The sequence below is a fragment of the Geodermatophilus sp. SYSU D00684 genome, from assembly GCF_054050455.1.
In genome coordinates, this window is sequence record NZ_JBJGZI010000044.1 from 1 (window position 1) to 16,523 (window position 16,523).

Annotated in this window: 16 protein-coding genes and 1 pseudogene; 5 read left to right on the plus strand and 12 right to left on the minus strand. The window is 75.7% G+C overall.

From position 1 onward, the window contains the following. Positions 1–79: 79 nt before the first annotated feature. Positions 80–1,318, minus strand: a complete 1,239-nt coding sequence (locus ACI79L_RS22810; RefSeq protein WP_456938988.1) for a Rieske 2Fe-2S domain-containing protein — start codon at positions 1,316–1,318, stop codon at positions 80–82. 162 nt (positions 1,319–1,480) lie between these two features. Here ACI79L_RS22810 and ACI79L_RS22815 point away from each other — a divergent pair, with 162 nt between their 5' ends. Next, positions 1,481–1,876, plus strand: a complete 396-nt coding sequence (locus ACI79L_RS22815) for a DUF485 domain-containing protein (protein WP_456938989.1) — start codon at positions 1,481–1,483, stop codon at positions 1,874–1,876. Then, positions 1,866–3,509, plus strand: a complete 1,644-nt coding sequence (locus tag ACI79L_RS22820) for a solute symporter family protein (protein WP_456938990.1) — start codon at positions 1,866–1,868, stop codon at positions 3,507–3,509. The genes ACI79L_RS22815 and ACI79L_RS22820 overlap by 11 nt, the downstream gene beginning before the upstream one ends. Before the next feature lie 140 nt (positions 3,510–3,649). On the opposite strand, the gene ACI79L_RS22825 is transcribed toward ACI79L_RS22820, so the two are convergent. From ACI79L_RS22825 to ACI79L_RS22835, 3 genes are all read right to left on the minus strand, one after another. Beyond that, complete coding sequence (locus ACI79L_RS22825) at positions 3,650–3,904, minus strand: hypothetical protein (RefSeq protein WP_456938991.1); 255 nt, start codon at positions 3,902–3,904, stop codon at positions 3,650–3,652. A 111-nt stretch (positions 3,905–4,015) separates the two neighbouring features. Continuing rightward, complete coding sequence (locus tag ACI79L_RS22830) at positions 4,016–4,879, minus strand: manganese catalase family protein (RefSeq protein ID WP_456938992.1); 864 nt, start codon at positions 4,877–4,879, stop codon at positions 4,016–4,018. 278 nt (positions 4,880–5,157) lie between these two features. Beyond that, positions 5,158–5,832, minus strand: coding sequence for a sensor histidine kinase (locus ACI79L_RS22835; protein ID WP_456938993.1), 675 nt, complete (start codon positions 5,830–5,832; stop codon positions 5,158–5,160). A 133-nt stretch (positions 5,833–5,965) separates the two neighbouring features. Here ACI79L_RS22835 and ACI79L_RS22840 point away from each other — a divergent pair, with 133 nt between their 5' ends. Beyond that, positions 5,966–6,658 (plus strand): response regulator, encoded by a 693-nt coding sequence (locus ACI79L_RS22840; RefSeq protein ID WP_456938994.1) that lies wholly within the window; start codon positions 5,966–5,968, stop codon positions 6,656–6,658. A gap of 108 nt (positions 6,659–6,766) precedes the next feature. Here ACI79L_RS22840 and ACI79L_RS22845 read toward each other — a convergent pair whose 3' ends face one another. Further along, on the minus strand, positions 6,767–8,275 hold the full coding sequence (locus ACI79L_RS22845; RefSeq protein ID WP_456938995.1) for a PH domain-containing protein: 1,509 nt from the start codon (positions 8,273–8,275) through the stop codon (positions 6,767–6,769). Beyond that, positions 8,272–8,790, minus strand: a complete 519-nt coding sequence (locus ACI79L_RS22850; RefSeq protein ID WP_456938996.1) for a PH domain-containing protein — start codon at positions 8,788–8,790, stop codon at positions 8,272–8,274. Before ACI79L_RS22850 ends, ACI79L_RS22845 begins: the two co-directional genes overlap by 4 nt. A gap of 60 nt (positions 8,791–8,850) precedes the next feature. Here ACI79L_RS22850 and ACI79L_RS22855 point away from each other — a divergent pair, with 60 nt between their 5' ends. After that, on the plus strand, positions 8,851–9,180 hold the full coding sequence (locus ACI79L_RS22855; RefSeq protein WP_456938997.1) for a rhodanese-like domain-containing protein: 330 nt from the start codon (positions 8,851–8,853) through the stop codon (positions 9,178–9,180). 9 nt (positions 9,181–9,189) lie between these two features. Here the strand turns inward: ACI79L_RS22855 and ACI79L_RS22860 are convergent, their stop codons facing one another. The 3 genes from ACI79L_RS22860 to ACI79L_RS22870 are packed head-to-tail and all read right to left on the minus strand — an operon-like array spanning position 9,190 to position 12,709. Continuing rightward, positions 9,190–10,806 (minus strand): long-chain fatty acid--CoA ligase, encoded by a 1,617-nt coding sequence (locus ACI79L_RS22860; RefSeq protein WP_456938998.1) that lies wholly within the window; start codon positions 10,804–10,806, stop codon positions 9,190–9,192. A gap of 32 nt (positions 10,807–10,838) precedes the next feature. Continuing rightward, the gene (locus ACI79L_RS22865) at positions 10,839–11,501 is read right to left on the minus strand and encodes a DNA alkylation repair protein (protein WP_456938999.1); all 663 of its coding nucleotides are present in this window, start codon (positions 11,499–11,501) and stop codon (positions 10,839–10,841) included. Then, a complete protein-coding gene (locus ACI79L_RS22870) occupies positions 11,501–12,709 on the minus strand; it encodes a cytochrome P450 (protein ID WP_456939000.1) in 1,209 nt (402 codons plus the stop codon). The genes ACI79L_RS22865 and ACI79L_RS22870 overlap by 1 nt, the downstream gene beginning before the upstream one ends. A gap of 56 nt (positions 12,710–12,765) precedes the next feature. On the opposite strand from ACI79L_RS22870, the gene ACI79L_RS22875 reads away from it, so the two are divergent. Beyond that, positions 12,766–13,701 carry a DUF5926 family protein gene (locus ACI79L_RS22875; RefSeq protein WP_456939001.1) on the plus strand — a complete coding sequence of 312 codons (936 nt, stop codon included), beginning with the start codon at positions 12,766–12,768 and terminating at the stop codon, positions 13,699–13,701. 59 nt (positions 13,702–13,760) lie between these two features. Here ACI79L_RS22875 and ACI79L_RS22880 read toward each other — a convergent pair whose 3' ends face one another. The 3 genes and pseudogenes from ACI79L_RS22880 to ACI79L_RS22890 form a co-directional block, all read right to left on the minus strand. After that, on the minus strand, positions 13,761–14,225 hold the full coding sequence (locus tag ACI79L_RS22880; protein WP_456939002.1) for a M20/M25/M40 family metallo-hydrolase: 465 nt from the start codon (positions 14,223–14,225) through the stop codon (positions 13,761–13,763). 340 nt (positions 14,226–14,565) lie between these two features. Next, positions 14,566–15,198 (minus strand): annotated as a pseudogene (locus ACI79L_RS22885) (M20/M25/M40 family metallo-hydrolase); the annotation flags it as partial. A 67-nt stretch (positions 15,199–15,265) separates the two neighbouring features. Beyond that, the gene (locus ACI79L_RS22890) at positions 15,266–16,495 is read right to left on the minus strand and encodes an arginine deiminase (RefSeq protein WP_456939003.1); all 1,230 of its coding nucleotides are present in this window, start codon (positions 16,493–16,495) and stop codon (positions 15,266–15,268) included. Between the last annotated feature and the right edge of the window lie 28 nt (positions 16,496–16,523).

A 16,523-nucleotide genomic window follows, 5' to 3' on the forward strand; every position in this document is an offset into this window, starting at 1 on the left:
CCGACCTCGCCCCGCAGCGCGAGGTCGGGCACCGCGTAGCGAGGTCGGCGCCCAGGGGTCGACGCCCCAGGCCGGTGCCTCAGCGGCCGGCGGCGAAGTCGGCCAGGGCGCGGCGCAGCGCCAGGCCGTGCCGGTCGGAGCGCACGTGCAGCTCGTCGCGCGCCGACAGCGGCAGCCCGCTGCCGGCCAGCTGCGCCTGCAGCTCCACGTCCTCGGCCAGCGCCCGCTGGGTACGGGCGACCTCGGCGGCCACCACCTCCGGCCCGGGCAGCGGCTCGCCGTCCCCCGCGCGCAGCAGCACGCACGCGTAGACCCGCGTGGAGTCGGCGTCCTCGGGCTGCAGGAGGAACAGCGTCGTCGTCGCCGCGCCGGAGGCCGCGGACTCCACCCGCCGCCGCAGCTGGAACGGCGCGCGGTGCACGGCGGTGGTCACCGTCGCGTCGTGCTCGCGCACGCTCGTGAACCCGCCCGGCTCCGCCGTCACCTCGGGAGCCGGCCCGTGGTCCTCGGGACCGCCGTGCACGAACGGGCCGTGCGCGGTGTCGAGGAGGGCGTCGGCCAGCGGCCCTGCCGGGCCGGCCGACCGGACCGGGGCCGGCCAGCCGCGGACGAAGCGCCGGTCGCCGTCCTCGGGCAGCTCGAGCGGGACGTCGCGGGGCTCGGCCGGCGCCAGCCAGACGACGCCGAACCGCTCGCGCACGCCCCACGCCGGCGGGTCCGCCTCCAGGCCGTCCGCGCCGCGGGACAGCGCCCAGGTGCGGCCGAGCAGCCGGACCTGCAGCCAGCCGCCGGGCCGCAGCTCGCGGGACAGCGCGACCGGGTGCCAGGCGTGCTCCAGCGACGGGTCGAGGTTGCCGAACACCGGCCCCGGCGGCGGCCCGGGAGCCGGGGTGGGCTCGGGCACCGGCTCGGCGGCGGGGGCCGGCGGGAGGGCGACGACGGTCCGCTCGGGCGCGAGCCAGATCCAGCCGTGCCGCTCCTCGACCGCCCACGGCACCGGCAGGTCCGCCCGGGGCGGAGGGCTGCCGTCGGACCCGAGGGAGGGGACGTCCACGCAGCGGCCGTCCGCGTCGAAGCGCCAGCCGTGGTACGGGCACTGCAGCCGGCCCCCGACGACGGCGGCCGCCGCCAGCGGGACCAGCCGGTGCGGGCACCGGGCGGGGAAGGCGCTGACCTCCCCGCCGGGCCGGAGCCGGACGACGACGTACGCGCGTCCCCCGGCGCCCACCGGCACCGGCGTCGTCCCGACCTCGGTGGCGCGGGCCACCGGGAACCACCCCGTCGACCGTGCGGTCGACGTCCCTGCCGTCGCGGTCATGCCCCCAAGTGCACCGCCGGCGCACTACCACGGCGTTACGGCGGTCGGAAGCTCAGGTCACGGCTCCGCACCGATAGTTTCGATCATTTCCGACTCAACCGTCGCCGACCTATGGTGAGCGCCGTCACACGTCCGACCAGGTCGACACGAGGGGGCACAGTCGTGACCGAACCCGCCGAACGGCGGTTGCTGACGCCGGAGGAGTACAGGCAGGCGCAGAACTCGCCGGAGTTCACCGAGCTGCGCAGGCGCTTCCGCGCCTTCGCGTTCCCGATGACCGTGGCCTTCCTGGCCTGGTACCTGCTCTACGTCCTGCTCTCCACCTACGCGCCGGACTTCATGGCGACCCGGGTGTTCGGCGACGTCAACATCGGGCTCCTGCTCGGGCTCGGACAGTTCCTGTCCACGTTCGTGATCACCCACCTGTACGTCTCGCACGCGAACCGGCGCACCGACCCGATCGCCGACGAGATGCGCGAGCGGCTCGAGCACCACGAGTACGCCGCCGGTCACCGCGCCGGCACCGACCTCGGGAAGGGGGCCACGCGTGCCCGCTGACGTGCTCGCCGCCGACGCCACCATCGGCACGCCGGCCCTCAACATCGGCATCTTCGGCGCGTTCGTCCTGGTCACCCTGGTGATCACCTTCCGCGCCAGCCGCAACAACAAGAGCGCGGCGGACTACTACGCCGCGGGCCGCAACATCAGCGGTACGCAGAACGGCCTGGCCATCGCCGGTGACTACCTGTCGGCGGCGTCGTTCCTCGGCATCGCCGGGGCGATCGCCGTCTACGGCTACGACGGCTTCCTGTACTCGATCGGCTTCCTCGTCGCCTGGCTGGTGGCGCTGCTGCTGGTCGCCGAGCTGATGCGCAACACCGCCCGGTTCACCATGGCCGACGTCCTCGCGTTCCGGATGCGGCAGGGCCCGGTCCGGACGGCGGCGGCGATCTCCACGCTGGCGGTCTCGCTGTTCTACCTGCTGGCCCAGATGTCGGGCGCCGGCGGCCTGGTGACCCTGCTGCTCGGGGTCACCGGCGAGGCCGCGCAGGCCCTCGTCGTCGTCCTCGTCGGCGCGCTGATGATCATCTACGTGCTGGTCGGCGGCATGCGCGGCACGACGTGGGTGCAGATCATCAAGGCCTCGCTGCTCATCGCCGGCGCGCTGGTCATGACGCTGTGGGTGCTCGGCGAGTTCGGCTTCAACCTGTCCTCGCTGCTGGGCGGCGCGCAGGCCAACGCGGTCGAGGGCCGCGACGTCCTGGCGCCGGGCGCGCAGTACGGCGCGACCAGCACCTCGAAGCTCGACTTCGTCTCGCTGGGCCTGGCCCTGGTGCTCGGCACGGCGGGCCTGCCGCACGTGCTCATGCGCTTCTACACCGTGCCGACGGCGAAGGACGCCCGTCGCTCGGTGGTCTGGGCGATCTGGCTGATCGGCATCTTCTACCTGTTCAGCCTGGTCATCGGCTACGGGGCCGGCGCCCTCGTCGGGGCGGACACCATCCTCGGCGCCCCGGGTGCGGTCAACTCCGCGGCCCCGCTGCTGGCCTTCGAGCTCGGCGGCACGGTGCTGCTCGGCATCATCGCCGGCGTCGCGTTCGCGACGATCCTCGCGGTGGTCGCCGGCCTGACGATCACCGCGTCGGCCTCGTTCGCACACGACGTCTACGCGTCGGTCATCAAGAAGGGCAACGTGCCGCCCAACGGCGAGGTGCGGGTCGCCCGCATCACCGCCGTCGTCATCGGCGCGATCTCGATCGGCCTGGGCATCCTCGCCCTGCAGGCCGGGCTGAACATCGCCTTCCTGGTGGCGCTGGCCTTCGCGGTCGCGGCGTCGGCGAACCTCCCGACGATCCTCTACACGCTGTTCTGGAAGCGGTTCACCACCCAGGGCGCGCTGTGGTCGATGTACGGCGGCCTGATCGCCTGCATCGTGCTGATCGTCTTCTCGCCCGTGGTGTCGGGTGCGCCTATCAACCCGGCCACCGGGCTGTCCCCGTCGCTGTTCCAGGACGTGGACTTCCACTGGTTCCCGCTGAACAACCCCGGCATCGTGTCCATCCCGCTGTCGTTCTTCCTCGGCTGGCTGGGCACGGTCCTGTCCAAGGAGAAGCCGGACCTGGACAAGACCGCCGAGCTGGAGGTCCGCTCCCTCACCGGGATCGGTGCCGAGAAGGCCGTCGCCCACTGACGAAGGACCCCCGTGCCCCCCACCGCTCGCAGGCTCGCGGCGGGTCCCTGCACGGGGGCCGTTCCAGGACGGCACCAGCCGTTCCAGCACCTCACCTGCCGAGGCGCGCGTCCCCGTCCGGGGGCGCGCGCCTCGCGCGTTCAGGCGGCGCGGGCGGGGGCGGCCTCCGGCAGCGGGGCGTCGGGCAGCGCGGCGTCGACCGTCGCCACGGCGGCCGCGGTCGTGGGGGCGGTCCGGCGGGAGCGGCGCACCGCCCAGCGGGCGACGAGGGCGGCGAGGACGACCAGGCCGGCCAGGGCCTCGCGGGCCGAGCCGGTGGCGGCACTGGCCACGGCGACGGCGAGCGCCGCGGCGTAGACCGCCGTCAGGACGACGGCGGGGGTGGGCAGGTGCACGGGGGACCTCCGGGGACTGCCGTTCCGGGTGCGGCCCGCCGGGCCGGCGGCCGGGCTGCGGGAGCCCGCCCGCCGGCGCGGCGACGGCACGGTGATCGGGAGCTCAGCGGCTCACTTGAGCAGGTCCTTGGCCTTCTGCAGCATCGTGTGGGCCTCGGTCTGCGGGGTGCTGTAGAGCCGCGGGTCGCCCGGAGGCAGCGTCGGGGCGTCGGCGGTGGCCTCGATCGCCGCGGCGCGGAACTGGTTGTCCGTGCCGTCGAGCGCCGGACCCGACGCCCAGCGGCCGTTGGCGGCCTCGGGGCCGTCGGAGGCCTGGATGAAGGTGTAGCCCAGGTCGCCGACCTCGTCGGACAGCGGGAACGCCTCGGGCACCGGCAGCCCCTCCAGGTTGTCCTCCTTGAGCTGCTCGATCGCGGCCAGCCACTGCTGCTGGTGCATGTGGTCGCGGGTGATGAGGAAGCGCAGCAGGTCCTTGACGCCCGGGTCGTCGGTCATGTTGTAGAGCCGGGCCACCTGCAGCCGGCCCTGCATCTCGGCGGTGGCGTTGTAGTGGAAGTCCGCCATGAGGTTGCCGCTGGCGGTGACGAACGCGCCGGTCCACGGGTTGCCCATGCTGTCCATGTAGGAGGCGCCCTGGCCGTTGACGATCAGGTGCTGGGGGTTGTGCTGCCCGTAGCCGGCGGCGGCCTCCTTGGTGCGGTCGGCCGAGTCGGGCTTGAGCGGCGCGTGGTCGAGCAGCCGGTCGATCATCGTGATGATCATCTCGACGTGGGCCAGCTCCTCGGTGCCGATCGAGAGGAGCATGTCCTTGTACTTGCCGGGCAGCCGGCAGTTCCAGCCCTGCAGCAGGTACTGCGTGGCGACGGTCATCTCGCCCCACTGACCGCCGAGGACCTCCTGCATCTTGCGGGCGAAGTCCGGGTCGGGACCGTCGGGCTTGGCCTCGTACTGCAGGGCGTGGGTGTGCGTGAACACGGGCTCTCCCTCACTCGGCTTGCGTCGTCGCGCCGCCGCCGCTGCGGCGACACCCGGGATCTGCCCGCGCCCGGTGGCCCGCCCGTGCCGTCCCGTGGCCCCCCGGTGCCATGTCTCCGGTGCCATGTCCCCCGTGCCGTCCGTCGGCCTGCCGGCCGACACCGCGGCCACGTGCCGTTCCCCACCTGCGCTGAGCCGTTCCCGGCCCTCGCTCGCAGGACCCTCCGGGCCACCTCCTCGGGCCGCCTCGCGGGGCGGCCCACGCCAGGAGGGGCGTCTCACCGGTCGGGGAGCTGGACGCAGAGGGTGAGCCCGGCGTCGGAGGTGGCCCAGACGACGGCGCCGCCGAGGTCGTGCGCGTGCCGCTGCACCGACCACAGGCCCAGGCCGGTGAGGTCGACCGGCGGGGCGTCGTGGCGGAGGTACTGCACGACCCGCCCGGGGTGCGCCACGTCCTGGGTGAGCGCCAGCCGGACCCAGCCGTCGCGGTGGACGGCGGTCAGCAGCACCGCGGCGCCGTCCCCGTGCCGGTGGGCGTTCTCCAGCAGGTTGGTGAGGATCCGCTGCACCCGGGCGTCGGCCACCCGCACCCCGGCGGCGCACTCCTGCACCGCCAGGGTCAGCTGCCGCAGCGGCAGGCCGGACGCGGCCACCGACGCGCGCAGCACCTCGCCGAGCAGCCGCCCACCGGGAGGCCGCCGCGTCGCCCCGCCGGAGGCGTCGGCCGTGCGCAGCATCGAGGACAGGTGGGCGGTCTGCGCGCGGGCCAGCTCCAGCAGCTCCTCGCGCTGGGCCGGCTCGCGGTCCAGCGAACCGAGCAGCGCCTCCAGCGAGGCGATCGGGCTCCGCATGTCGTGGCACATGGCCCGCAGCAGCGCGCCCTCGGGTGTGGGTGGCGGCTCCTGGCCCGGCCGCGGGCCGCGGGCGGCGCGGACGACGTGGTCGCGCACCACGCGGGCCAGCTCGGGAAGCAGCCGTCCGGAACCGGACCGGACGGTACGGGGTGTGTCGGGGGCCAGGGTCACGGGCACCTCCGGGTGCGGGGAGCCCGGTGCGCCGGGCGCAGCGGGCCGGGGGAGGAGGGTCGTGGGGTCGACGGACGCCGAGGCTGGGCGTCAGGGGTACGTGGACGTGGTCGTCGTCGACGACCACCCGCTGTTCAGCCGGGGGCTGTCGCTGCTGCTCCCGGGGGTGAGCGACGGCCGGGTGCGCGTCGTGGCCACCACCGACGACGCCTCCGCGGCCGCCGCGCTGGTCCGCCGGCACCACGCCGACGTCGCCGTCGTGGACCTGCACATGCCGCCCCCGGGCGGCGTGCGCGCCATCGCGGCGATCCGCCGCGCGGACCCGGCGGTGCGCGTGGTGGCGCTGTCCGGGCTGGCCGAGGCCGACGCGGCCCTCGAGGCCCTGCGGGCGGGGGCGGCGGGCTTCCTGCCCAAGAGCGCCGACCCCGAGCACCTCGTCCGCCCGCTGCTGTCGGTGCTCGACGGCTGGTCGGTCCTCCCCGAGGCGCTGCTGCGCCGGCTGCTCGACGACGCCGCGCCGACCGGCGAGCAGACCGTCGCCGACCGGCTGACCAGCGACGAGCGCCGGCTGTGGCGGCTGGTGGCCGACGGCAGGGGCACCGTCGACATCGCCACCACGCTGCACGTGTCCGAGCGGACCGCCAAGCGGCTGGTCGCCTCGCTGCTCCGCAGCCTCGGGGTGACCACCCGCGTGGAGGCGGCCGCGCTGGCCGGCCGCGTCGGCCTCGGCAGGGAGACCGGCGGGCTGCGCTGAGCGGGCGTACCGCGGTGCGGCGGTCATCGAGCGCCGGGCTACCCGGGCGGATGATCGACACTCCCGGGTTCCGGTGAACTGGCCCCGACGGGCCAGCGACCTCCCCGGTCAGCCCGTCGGGCGGGGCGCTCCCGTGCCGGGCGCGGTGGCCCACGGTCCCGACGCGGCGGCGGTGAACGCCGCGACGTCGTCGGCGGCCATGTCCACCGCCGCGTAGCCGCCGCTGCCCGCGCCGACGCAGGCGACGACGGTGGCCAGGCCCGCGCGCCGCTGGAACCAGGTCTGCCGGACCTGCCAGCCGACGACGGCCCGCCGCTGCAGCACCGCCTGCTCGCGCACCAGCAGCCCGCTGCGCACGCTGAACGAGCCGGGCCCGGTGGCGTGGCCGAGGGCGGCGTAGCGGCCGAGACCCAGCGGCACGCCGAGGACGGTGAGCACGACCCCGGCGGCGAGCACGCCCCAGAAGCCGGTCAGCGCCGTCAGCACGGCCCCGGCCGCGGCGACCAGCAGCCCGGTGGCGATCGCGCGGACCAGCGCCCGCCGGCGGGCGGCGGGCGGGTGCGGCGTCAGCGGGCCCGGGTCGTCGACCAGCAGGCCGAGCAGCCGCACCGCCTCCGCGCGCGGGCCCAGCGGGAACAGCTGGCCGCGCCGGCTGGCCGCGCCCAGGCCGGTGACCAGGGCGTTGACCCGCGCGGCCCGCACCAGCCGCATGCCCAGCCCCTCGGCGAGGGTGCCGCCGCGGATCCGGTCCACCTCCAGCTCGGTGTGCCGCCGGGTCACCAGCCCGCGGACGGCGACCAGCGAGCCCCCGCGGCGGACCAGCCGGAAGCCCCAGTTGACCACCGCCGCCCCGGCGACCGCCCCGACCGCGAGCAGCACCACCGCGACCACCGCGGTGACGACGAGGACGCGGACGTCGGTCAGGTCGGGGCCGTCGAGGTCGGGGCGCAGGTCCCGGGGCAGCTCCTGCAGCAGCCGCGACAGGGCACCGACCGCGGCCAGCGGCACGGCCAGGTAGCTGGCGACCAGCGGCGCGTACAGCAGCCAGCGCCGGTCGAACCGGGCCAGCTCCTGCCCGGCCGGCTCCTCCGGCGGCGGGGCGGACGGGTCCGTACCGGGGAACGCCGCCGCGGCCCGCCGGTGGGTGAGCACCGAGGCCCGCAGCCGGTCGCCCTCCGCCCGCGGGACGCCGTCGACGACGACCTCCTCGTCCCCGCCGGTCATCGTGCCGGCCGCGGCGTCGACGCGGACCCGGACCAGCCCGAACAGCCGGTGCAGCGCCGGCGCCTCGACCTCCACGCCGCGGATCCGGTCGTTGGGCACCGTGCGCACCGACCGCGCGAGCAGCCCGCGCGTGACCACCACCGCGGTGGGGGCGTCGAGGTAGGTGAACCGCCACCACGACAGCGCGGCGAACAGCAGCGACAGCGCCGTCACCGCCACCACCAGCGCGACGACGACCCCCGGGCCGTCCACGCCGACCGCGGCCACGACGGGGATCGCGGCCGGCACCACCTGCCGGGCCTGGCGGAACGTGACGGTGTGCACGAGCACGATCAGCGGCGAGGTGCGCCGCGGGGCGGTCAGCTCGGGCGCCGTCAGCACCGGGTCCGTCACGTGGCCTCGTCCCGCACCTGCTCGGCCCGCCGGGCCAGGTCCTCGGCCACCCGCTCGGCGACGGCGACCTCCAGGTGCGGCACCCGGACGGTGCCCTGCGACGAGGCGGTCAGCACCGCGACGCTGGCCAGCCCGTAGAGCTGCTGCAGCACGCCGCGGGTGACGTCGACGGTCTGGATGCGGGCGACCGGCACCAGCGTCCAGGTGCGGCTCAGCCAGCCGGTGAGGGCGTGCACCGCGTCCGCGGTGACCTCCCAGCGGTGCACCCGGTAGCGGATCCACGGCCGCACGCCGATCGCCACCACCGCGTACACGACCAGCAGTACCGGCAGCAGCCACCGCAGCACCGGCACCGGCCCGCCCACCGACGCCGGCACGGTCAGCACGAGCACCGCCACGAGCACGCCGTAGACGAGCGTGCCGATCACGCCCTGGGTGACCCACAGCCAGATGGCCGAGCGGGACAGCGACCAGGCCGGCTCGCGGACCGGCGGCGCGGGGGGAGCGGACGTCACGGCCCGATCCTCCCAGCCCGCCGGTGCGGTCGGGCCCCACCTGGGAGGATGGGGCGTGTGATGCCGCAGCAGGTCCCGACCGTGTCCGCCGCCGAGGTGCCCGAGGACGCCGCGCTCCTCGACGTCCGCGAGGACGGCGAGTGGGTGGCCGGGCACGCCGAGGGCGCCACGCACATCCCGATGGGCGACGTCCCGGCCCGGCTCGACCAGGTCCCCGACGGCGACCCGGTGTGCGTCGTCTGCCGCAGCGGCGGGCGCTCGGCGCGGGTGGCCGCGTGGCTGAACCTCAACGGCTACGACGCGGTGAACGTCGGCGGCGGCATGGGGGAGTGGGAGGCGGCGGGCCGGCCCCTGGTGAGCGAGACCGGCCTGCCGCCCTTCGTCCGCTAGGACCCCGTCTCAGGACTTGGGCTCGTACTCCGCGAAGCGGCTGCGCAGGTCCTTCTTGGAGAACTTGCCGACGCTGGTCTTGGGCACCTCGTCGATGAACTCGACGGCGTCGGGCATCCACCACTTGGCCACCAGCGGCTTGAGGTGCTCGAGGATCTCCTCCTCGGTCGCCTCCTCGCCGTCCTTGAGGACGACGCAGGCCAGCGGCCGCTCGTCCCACTTCGGGTGGGGGATGCCGACGACCGCGGCCTCCTTGACCTTCGGGTGGCTCATGATCGCGTTCTCGAGGTCGACCGAGCTGATCCACTCGCCGCCGGACTTGATGAGGTCCTTGGTGCGGTCGGCGATGCGGATGGAGCCGAAGGAGTCCATCGCCGCGACGTCGCCGGTGCGCATCCAGCCGTCGTCGGTGGTCAGGACGACGCCGGCGTCGGGGTTGTAGTAGTCCTTCGCGCACCACGGGCCGCGGACCTGCAGCTCACCGGTGGCCTTGTCGTCCCAGGGCTGCGGCTCGAGGGTCTCGGCGTCGACGATGCGGGCCTCGACGCCGAGGAACGGGATGCCGGCGCGGGCCCGCTGGTCGGCCTTGGTCGCCTCGTCGGCGTCGGCGTACCGCTTGGGCAGCACGCCCGAGGAGGCGACCGGGTGGGTCTCGGTCATGCCCCAGGCCTGCAGGATCGGCAGCCCGACCTGCTCGCGGTAGGCCTCCGACAGCGCCTTGGGCACCGCGGAGCCGCCGCAGCCGATGTCGCGCAGCTTGTGCGGCTTGCCGGCCAGGTGCGGCAGCACGCCCTGCCAGATGGTCGGGACGCCGGCGGTGAAGGTGACGCCCTCCTCGATGATCAGCTTGGCCAGGGCCTCGGGCTGCATCATCGGCCCGGGCATGACCAACGAGGCGCCGGCGGCCGGGGCGGCCTGGGCGATCCCCCAGGCGTTGGCGTGGAACATCGGCACGACCGGCATGGCGACGTCCTGGATGCCGAGGCCGAAGGCGTTCGGCTGCATCACGCCCATGGTGTGCAGGAACGTCGAGCGGTGGCTGTAGACGACGCCCTTGGGGTTGCCGGTGGTCCCGGACGTGTAGCACATGGAGGCGGCGCGGTTCTCGTCCTCGACGTGGAACTCGACCGGCTGTGCCTCGGCCAGCAGCGCCTCGTAGTCGAGGACGCGCGGGTCGTCGGGGATCTCGTTGTCGCCGCCGTCGTCCATGACGACGACGTGCCTGACCGTCTTCATCGTGTCGACCAGCGGCCAGAACAGCGGCAGGACGGTGCGGTCGACGAAGACCACCTCGTCCTCGGCGTGGTTGGCGATGTAGGTCAGCTGCTCCGGGAACAGCCGGATGTTGAGGGTGTGCAGCACCCGCCCGGTGGCCGGTGCGGCGAAGTACAGCTCCAGGTGCCGCTGGCTGTTCCAGCCGAAGGTGCCGACCCGTCCGTCCTCGCTGACGCCGAGGGTGTCGAGGACCCCGCCCAGCCGGCGGGTGCGGTCGGCCCACTCGGCGTAGGTGCTGCGCACCGGGCCGGTCGGGCTGCCGGTGACGATCGTCCCGTCGCCGTAGTGCTGCTCGACGTGCCGGAAGATCGCGTCGATCGTGAGAGGGAAGTCCTGCATGAGGCCGCGCATGGCGGCATCGTGCCAGTGACCGCGCTCACGATCTACCGCGGAGTACGCCGTTCCAGCTCCCTCAGGGCGTCGGCGCCGACCCAGCGGGCGCCGCGGCCGCCCGACCGCAGCTCGCGCGCCGTCGCGACGGCGCGTCCGTGCAGGCCGGGGCTGCGCTTGCCGATCTGCCGCAGCGCCCAGCTCGCCCCCTTCCGGACCACCGGCCGGTCGTCGTCGGCCCGCTCGGCGACCGCGCGGAGGAACGGCTCGAACCGGTCGTCGTCCGCCCCCTTGTCGGCCACCGCCAGCCCGGCCATGACGGCGAAGCCGGCCCGCTTGACGAACTCCTCCGGCCGCCCGCTCCACGCCAGCGCCGTGTCCCAGGCGGACGGGGTGTGCCGCACGAGGTTCTGGCAGACCTGGTCGCACAGGTCCCACGAGTCGAACCCGGCCGCCCACGCGTCGAGCTGCGCGGCGTCCACCGCGGCCGGCTCCTCGACCATGCTGGCCAGGATCCGCGCCTCGTGGGCGCCGGAGGCCCACAGCCCGGCGGCCAGCGCGTGGTCGCGGCCCAGCTCCCTCGCCAGCGTGCGCAGCTCGGCGACCGTGACGCCCAGGGACCGCGCACCGCCGACGCCGGAGCGGGCCATGCCGGCCAGCCGCGCCGGGTCGGCCAGCTCGCGGAGCCGGCCGAGCACCGCCGCGGTCGCGGCCACTACCGGGTCAGGACGACCGGCAGCTCGGCCAGGCCGCGGATGACGAACTCCGGACGGCGCCGCGCCGGGCGGGCGAGCTGCAGGTCGCTGGTGCGGCCCAGCAGCGCACCGAAGGAGGCCTGCAGCTCCACGCGGGCCAGCGGCGCCCCGATGCAGAAGTGCACGCCCGCGCCGAAGGAGATGTGCGGGTTGTCGGTGCGGCCGACGTCGAGGGTGTCGGGGTCGGCGAAGACGGCGGGGTCGCGGTTGGCGGCGCCGAGCAGCGCGGCGACCTTCTGCCCCTCCCGCACGGTCACGCCGCCGACCTCGACGTCGGCGGTCGCGGTGCGCTCGAACAGCTGCAGCGGCGAGTCGAACCGCATGAGCTCCTCGATCGCCGTCGGCAGCAGCGCCGGGTCGGTCCGCAGCCGCGCCAGCTGGCCGGGGTGCTCGAGCAGCGCGAGCAGGCCGTTGCCGCTGACGTTGACGGTGGCCTCGTGGCCGGCGTTGAGCAGCAGGATGCAGGTGGTGACCAGCTCGTCCTCGGTGAGCCGGTCGCCGTCGGCGTCGCGCACGGTGACCAGGTGGGAGAGCAGGTCCTCGCCGGGCGCGCGGCGGCGCTCGGCGGCCAGCCCGCGCAGGTAGGCGACGAACTCCGCGGCGGCGCGCTCGGCGGCCTCCTCGACCGCCGTCGTCCGGCCGTACTCGTACATCTTCACGATCGCGTTGGACCACGGCCGCAGCAGCGGCCGGTCGGCGGCCGGGACGCCGAGCAGCTCGGCGATGACCGCCACCGGCAGCTCCTCGGCCATGCCCGAGAGGACGTCGACCGGCTCGCTGCCGCCGGAGCGCTCGACCAGCCCGTCGACCAGCTCACCGGCCAGCTCCTCGACCCACGGGCGCAGCCGCTCGACGTGCCCGCGGGCGAAGGCCGCGCTGATCAGCCGGCGCAGCCGGGTGTGGTCGGGCGGCTCCATCTCGAGGATGGCGTTGCGGTGGATGAGGTTGAACTGCCCGAACCGCTCGGCGGGCTCCCTGTCCCGCCAGATCCGCCCCAGCCGGCGGTCGCGCAGCACGGCGTTGCTCTCGGCGTGGGTGAACGCCAGCCACAGCCGCAGCCCCTCGTGCCACTGGACCGGGGCGACGGCGCGGGCGGTGGCGAAGGCGGGGTACGGGTCGGCGACGACGGCCGGGTCGGTGAGGTCGAGCGGTGCCGCCAGGGAGGTCACGACCCCGAGCCTATGGCCCGCCGGACCCCGTCCCGCCCCCACATACCCTGGGCCGCATGGCCCGTTCCGCGACCCGCCGCCGTCCCGCGCCCGCCGCCGTCGAGGGTGAGATCAACCCGAAGGCCCCGTGCCCGTGCGGCTCGGGCCGCCGGTACAAGCACTGCCACGGCTCGGGCTACGCGCCTCCGGTGACCCGTCCCTTCGAGGGCCTGCCCGGCGAGCCGGACTGGGTGGCGCTGCGCGAGCTGGTGCCCGCCGCAACCGCGCCGCTGACGACCACCGACGGCCGCCAGGTCACCCTCGCCAGCGTGCTGCCCGGCGGCGCCCCGGCCCTGGTCCGCAGCAACGGCGAGATCCTGCTCGGCGTCCAGCTGCAGGCCTCCTCCGACGACGTCAGCCGGGACATCGGCACCGCGCTCGCCGCCGCGCTGGACGCGCCGGCCGGCGCCCCCGTCGACCCGGGCCCGATCGGCGCGGCCGGCTCGGCCGGGCCGCGGCTGCAGGAGCTGCTCGACCTCACCGTGCCGCTCGAGGTCACGGTGCACCCCGACTTCGGCTTCTGGCTGGAGGGCACCGACCCGAACCCCGCCGCGCAGGCCGGGCTGGAGCGGGCCAACGAGGCGGTGCTGCCCACCGAGCGGCTCGAGGGCCTGGGCGCCGCCTACTGGGTGCGGCCGGGCAACGAGCGGGCGCACCTGCGCTGGGTGCGCCCCGAGGCCGAGGAGCCGCTGCTCGACGCGCTGGCCCGGCTCTCGGCGTCCGAGCAGCTGCTGCTGGGCGAGGGCACCCGGTACGCCGGCGCCTTCCGCGCGCACGGGCTCGTCGTCCCGGTCTGGGACCTGCCGGCCGACACCCCCGCGCAGGAGTGGGCCGGCCCCGCGGCCGAGTTCGCCACCCGCCTCGAGCAGGCGCTGGCGGTCACGGACCCGCTGAGCAGCGACGAGCGCCGCGCCCGCGCCGGCCTGCTGTCCCGCCAGGTCACCCTGCGCTGAGGCATCTCCCCGGCGCGCTCGTGCTCTGCCCCGCCTCACGGGGCAGAGCACGACTGCGCTCAGAGGTGGGCGATCAGGTGCCGGAAGAACACCTCGCCCCGGTGCAGGGCGGCCACGCTGATCCGCTCGTCGGCGGCGTGCAGCGCGTCGAGCTCGCCGCGGGACAGGTCGAAGGGCATGAACCGGTAGACGCTGTCGCTGATCTGCGCGAAGTGCCGGGCGTCGCTGGCCTGCACCATGAGGTACGGCGCGACGACGGCCTGCGGGTACACCGCCCGCACCGCCGCCGCGAGCGCCGCGTACGCCTCGTTGTCGGTCCGCGAGACCGGTGAGGGGTCGTCGCCGGAGAGCACCCGGATCTCCACGCTGTCGTCGGCGACGACCCGGCGCAGCCGCTCGACCGTCGACCGCACGGTCTCGCCCAGGGCGATCCGGATGTTCAGGTGCGCCCGCGCCCGGGTGGCCAGCACGTTGCGCGCGCCGCTGCCCTCGAGCTCGGTGACCGCGACCGTGGTCCGCACCATCGCGGCGGCCTCCCGGCCGGCCCCGGGCCAGCGCCGCCGCCAGCAGCGGCCGCAGCGCGCGGGCGTGCGCGAACAGCGCGCGGGAGGGGCCGGGGGCGTGCCGGCCGGCGGCGTCGACCATCCCGAGGACGACGTCGGGCAGCCGGGCCGGGAAGGGCGAGGCGTCCAGCCGCAGGACGGCGCGCGCGAGGCGGGCCGGGGCGCCGTTCGGCGTCGGCGAGGACGCGTGCCCGCCCGGGTCGGTGGTGACCAGCTCGCAGTCCAGCACCCCCTTCTCGGCCAGCCCGACGGCGGCGATCTGTCCCGGCACGCCCGGGAAGACGCCGGTCACCACCGCGCCGCCCTCGTCGACGACCGCCCACGGCGTGGTGCCCCGCTCGCGGAAGACCTGCACCGCCTGCGGGGCGCCGACGCCGAGGACCTCCTCGTCGTTGCCGGAGAAGACGAACACGTCCCGCGCCGGCGTGTGCCCCGCCGCGACCAGCGATTCGACCGCCTCGAGGACCGCGACCAGCGCGCCCTTGTCGTCGACGGCGCCCCGGCCGTGCACGACGCCGTCCTCGACAGCGCCGGAGAACGGGTCCCGGGTCCACGCCTGGCCGGTGACCGGGACGACGTCGTGGTGGGCCATGAGCACCAGCGGCGGCCGGTCGGTCCCGCTGGGCCAGCGGTAGAGCAGCGAGCCGCCGGGGAGGACCTCCCGCTCGAGCACCCGGTGGGTGTGCGGGTACAGCTCGCCGAGACGGTCACGGAACCGCTGGAACACCGCGCGGTCGGCGTCGCCGGGGTCGCGCGTGGAGACGGTGGGGATGCGGATCAGCTCGGCCAGGCGGGCCGCGGCGGCGTCGGCGTCGAGGCCGGCGGCGTCCGCGGGCGGGACGGGTGTCTCCGCCGGCCGGAAGCGGGCGACCCGCCGCGCGACCGCGGCGACCCCCGCGGCGGCCGGGGCGAGCAGCAGCGGCGCGGTCCTCATCCGGCCTCCCTCCGTCCGGGGCCCCGGGAGGAGGCCCGCCAGGGCACCGTACGGACGCCCCTGGCGGCTAGGGGAGGGGCTCCCGCCACACCGGGCAGGACATGCACCGCGGGCCGCCGCGGCCGCTGCCGAGCTCCGAGCCCGCGATCCGCACCACCTCGATGCCGGCCGCCTCGAGCGCGGCGTTGGTGACGGTGTTGCGCTCGTAGGCCACCGCCAGCCGCGGGGCCAGCGCGAGGGTGTTGTTGCCGTCGTCCCACTGCTCCCGTTCGGCGGTGACCGGGTCCAGGCCGGTGTCGATCACCCGCAGCCGGTCGATGCCCATCGCCTCGGCCGCGGCGGCCACGAACGGCGCGGGGCCGCGGACGACGAGGTCGGTGGTGTCGGCGTCGTCGGGCGGGGTGTCGGCGGTGACCGTCCAGGCGACCAGGGTGTCCGCCACCGCGGGGTACATGACCATCGCGTCGACGTCGACCATCGTGGCGATGGTGTCCAGGTGCATGGTCGCCCGCTCCTGGGCGATCGGGACGACGAGCACCGTGTGCGCCAGCCCCCGCGCGAACACCCGGCGGGCCAGCCGCTCGGCGCCGCCCGGCGTCGTCCGCTCGCCCACGCCCACGGCCACCACGCCGGCGGCCAGCAGCAGGACGTCGCCGCCCTCCAGGTGCTCCAGCGAGGAGTCGTAGAGCTGCTCGGCGCCGGCGAAGCGCGGGTGGTGGGTGGCGACGGCCCGGAGGATCGTGCTCTCCCGGTGCCGGGCCGGCATCGCCAGCGACGTGACGGCGACCTGGTCGCCCACCCACACCGACGAGTCCCGGGTGAACAGCAGGTTGGGCAGCGGCGGGACGACGAAGTCGTGCCGGTCCATCAGCTCGTAGGCCAGCCCCCGCCCGCCGCGCAGCTCGTGGTGCGCCAGCCCGGCCATGAGCGCGCCGGCCAGGTCCTCGGCCGCGAGGCCGGACAGGTGGCCGGCGGCGGTGCGCTGGAGGGTGGCGCCCAGGCGGGGGTCGTCGACGGCGGCGGCCACCAGCTCCTCGCGCGCCGTCGGGTGGTCCAGGACGTCGGTCAGCAGCCGGTCCAGGTAGAGCACCTCGACGCCGCGGTCGGTGAGCGCGGCGGCGAACGCGTCGTGCTCCTCCTGCGCGCGGGCCACCCACGGCACGCCGTCGAACAGCAGCTGGTCGTTGTTGCGCGGCGTGAGCCGGCGCAGCTCGGCGCCCGGCCGGTGCAGGACCACCGTCCGCAGGGGGCCGACCTCGCTGGTCACGCCGAGGGGACTGGGGGCCGCGGTGGTCACGGGGGGAGAGGCTGGCACAGTGGCCGGG

What these genes read in the sequence shown, in the direction of transcription:
- ACI79L_RS22810 (WP_456938988.1), bottom strand. Translation starts at nt 1,318, where the DNA reads ATGACCGCGACGGCAGGGACGTCGACCGCACGGTCGACGGGGTGGTTC.
- ACI79L_RS22855 (WP_456938997.1), top strand. Translation starts at nt 8,851, where the DNA reads ATGCCGCAGCAGGTCCCGACCGTGTCCGCCGCCGAGGTGCCCGAGGAC.
- ACI79L_RS22860 (WP_456938998.1), bottom strand. Translation starts at nt 10,806, where the DNA reads ATGCGCGGCCTCATGCAGGACTTCCCTCTCACGATCGACGCGATCTTC.
- ACI79L_RS22875 (WP_456939001.1), top strand. Translation starts at nt 12,766, where the DNA reads ATGGCCCGTTCCGCGACCCGCCGCCGTCCCGCGCCCGCCGCCGTCGAG.
- ACI79L_RS22880 (WP_456939002.1), bottom strand. Translation starts at nt 14,225, where the DNA reads ATGGTGCGGACCACGGTCGCGGTCACCGAGCTCGAGGGCAGCGGCGCG.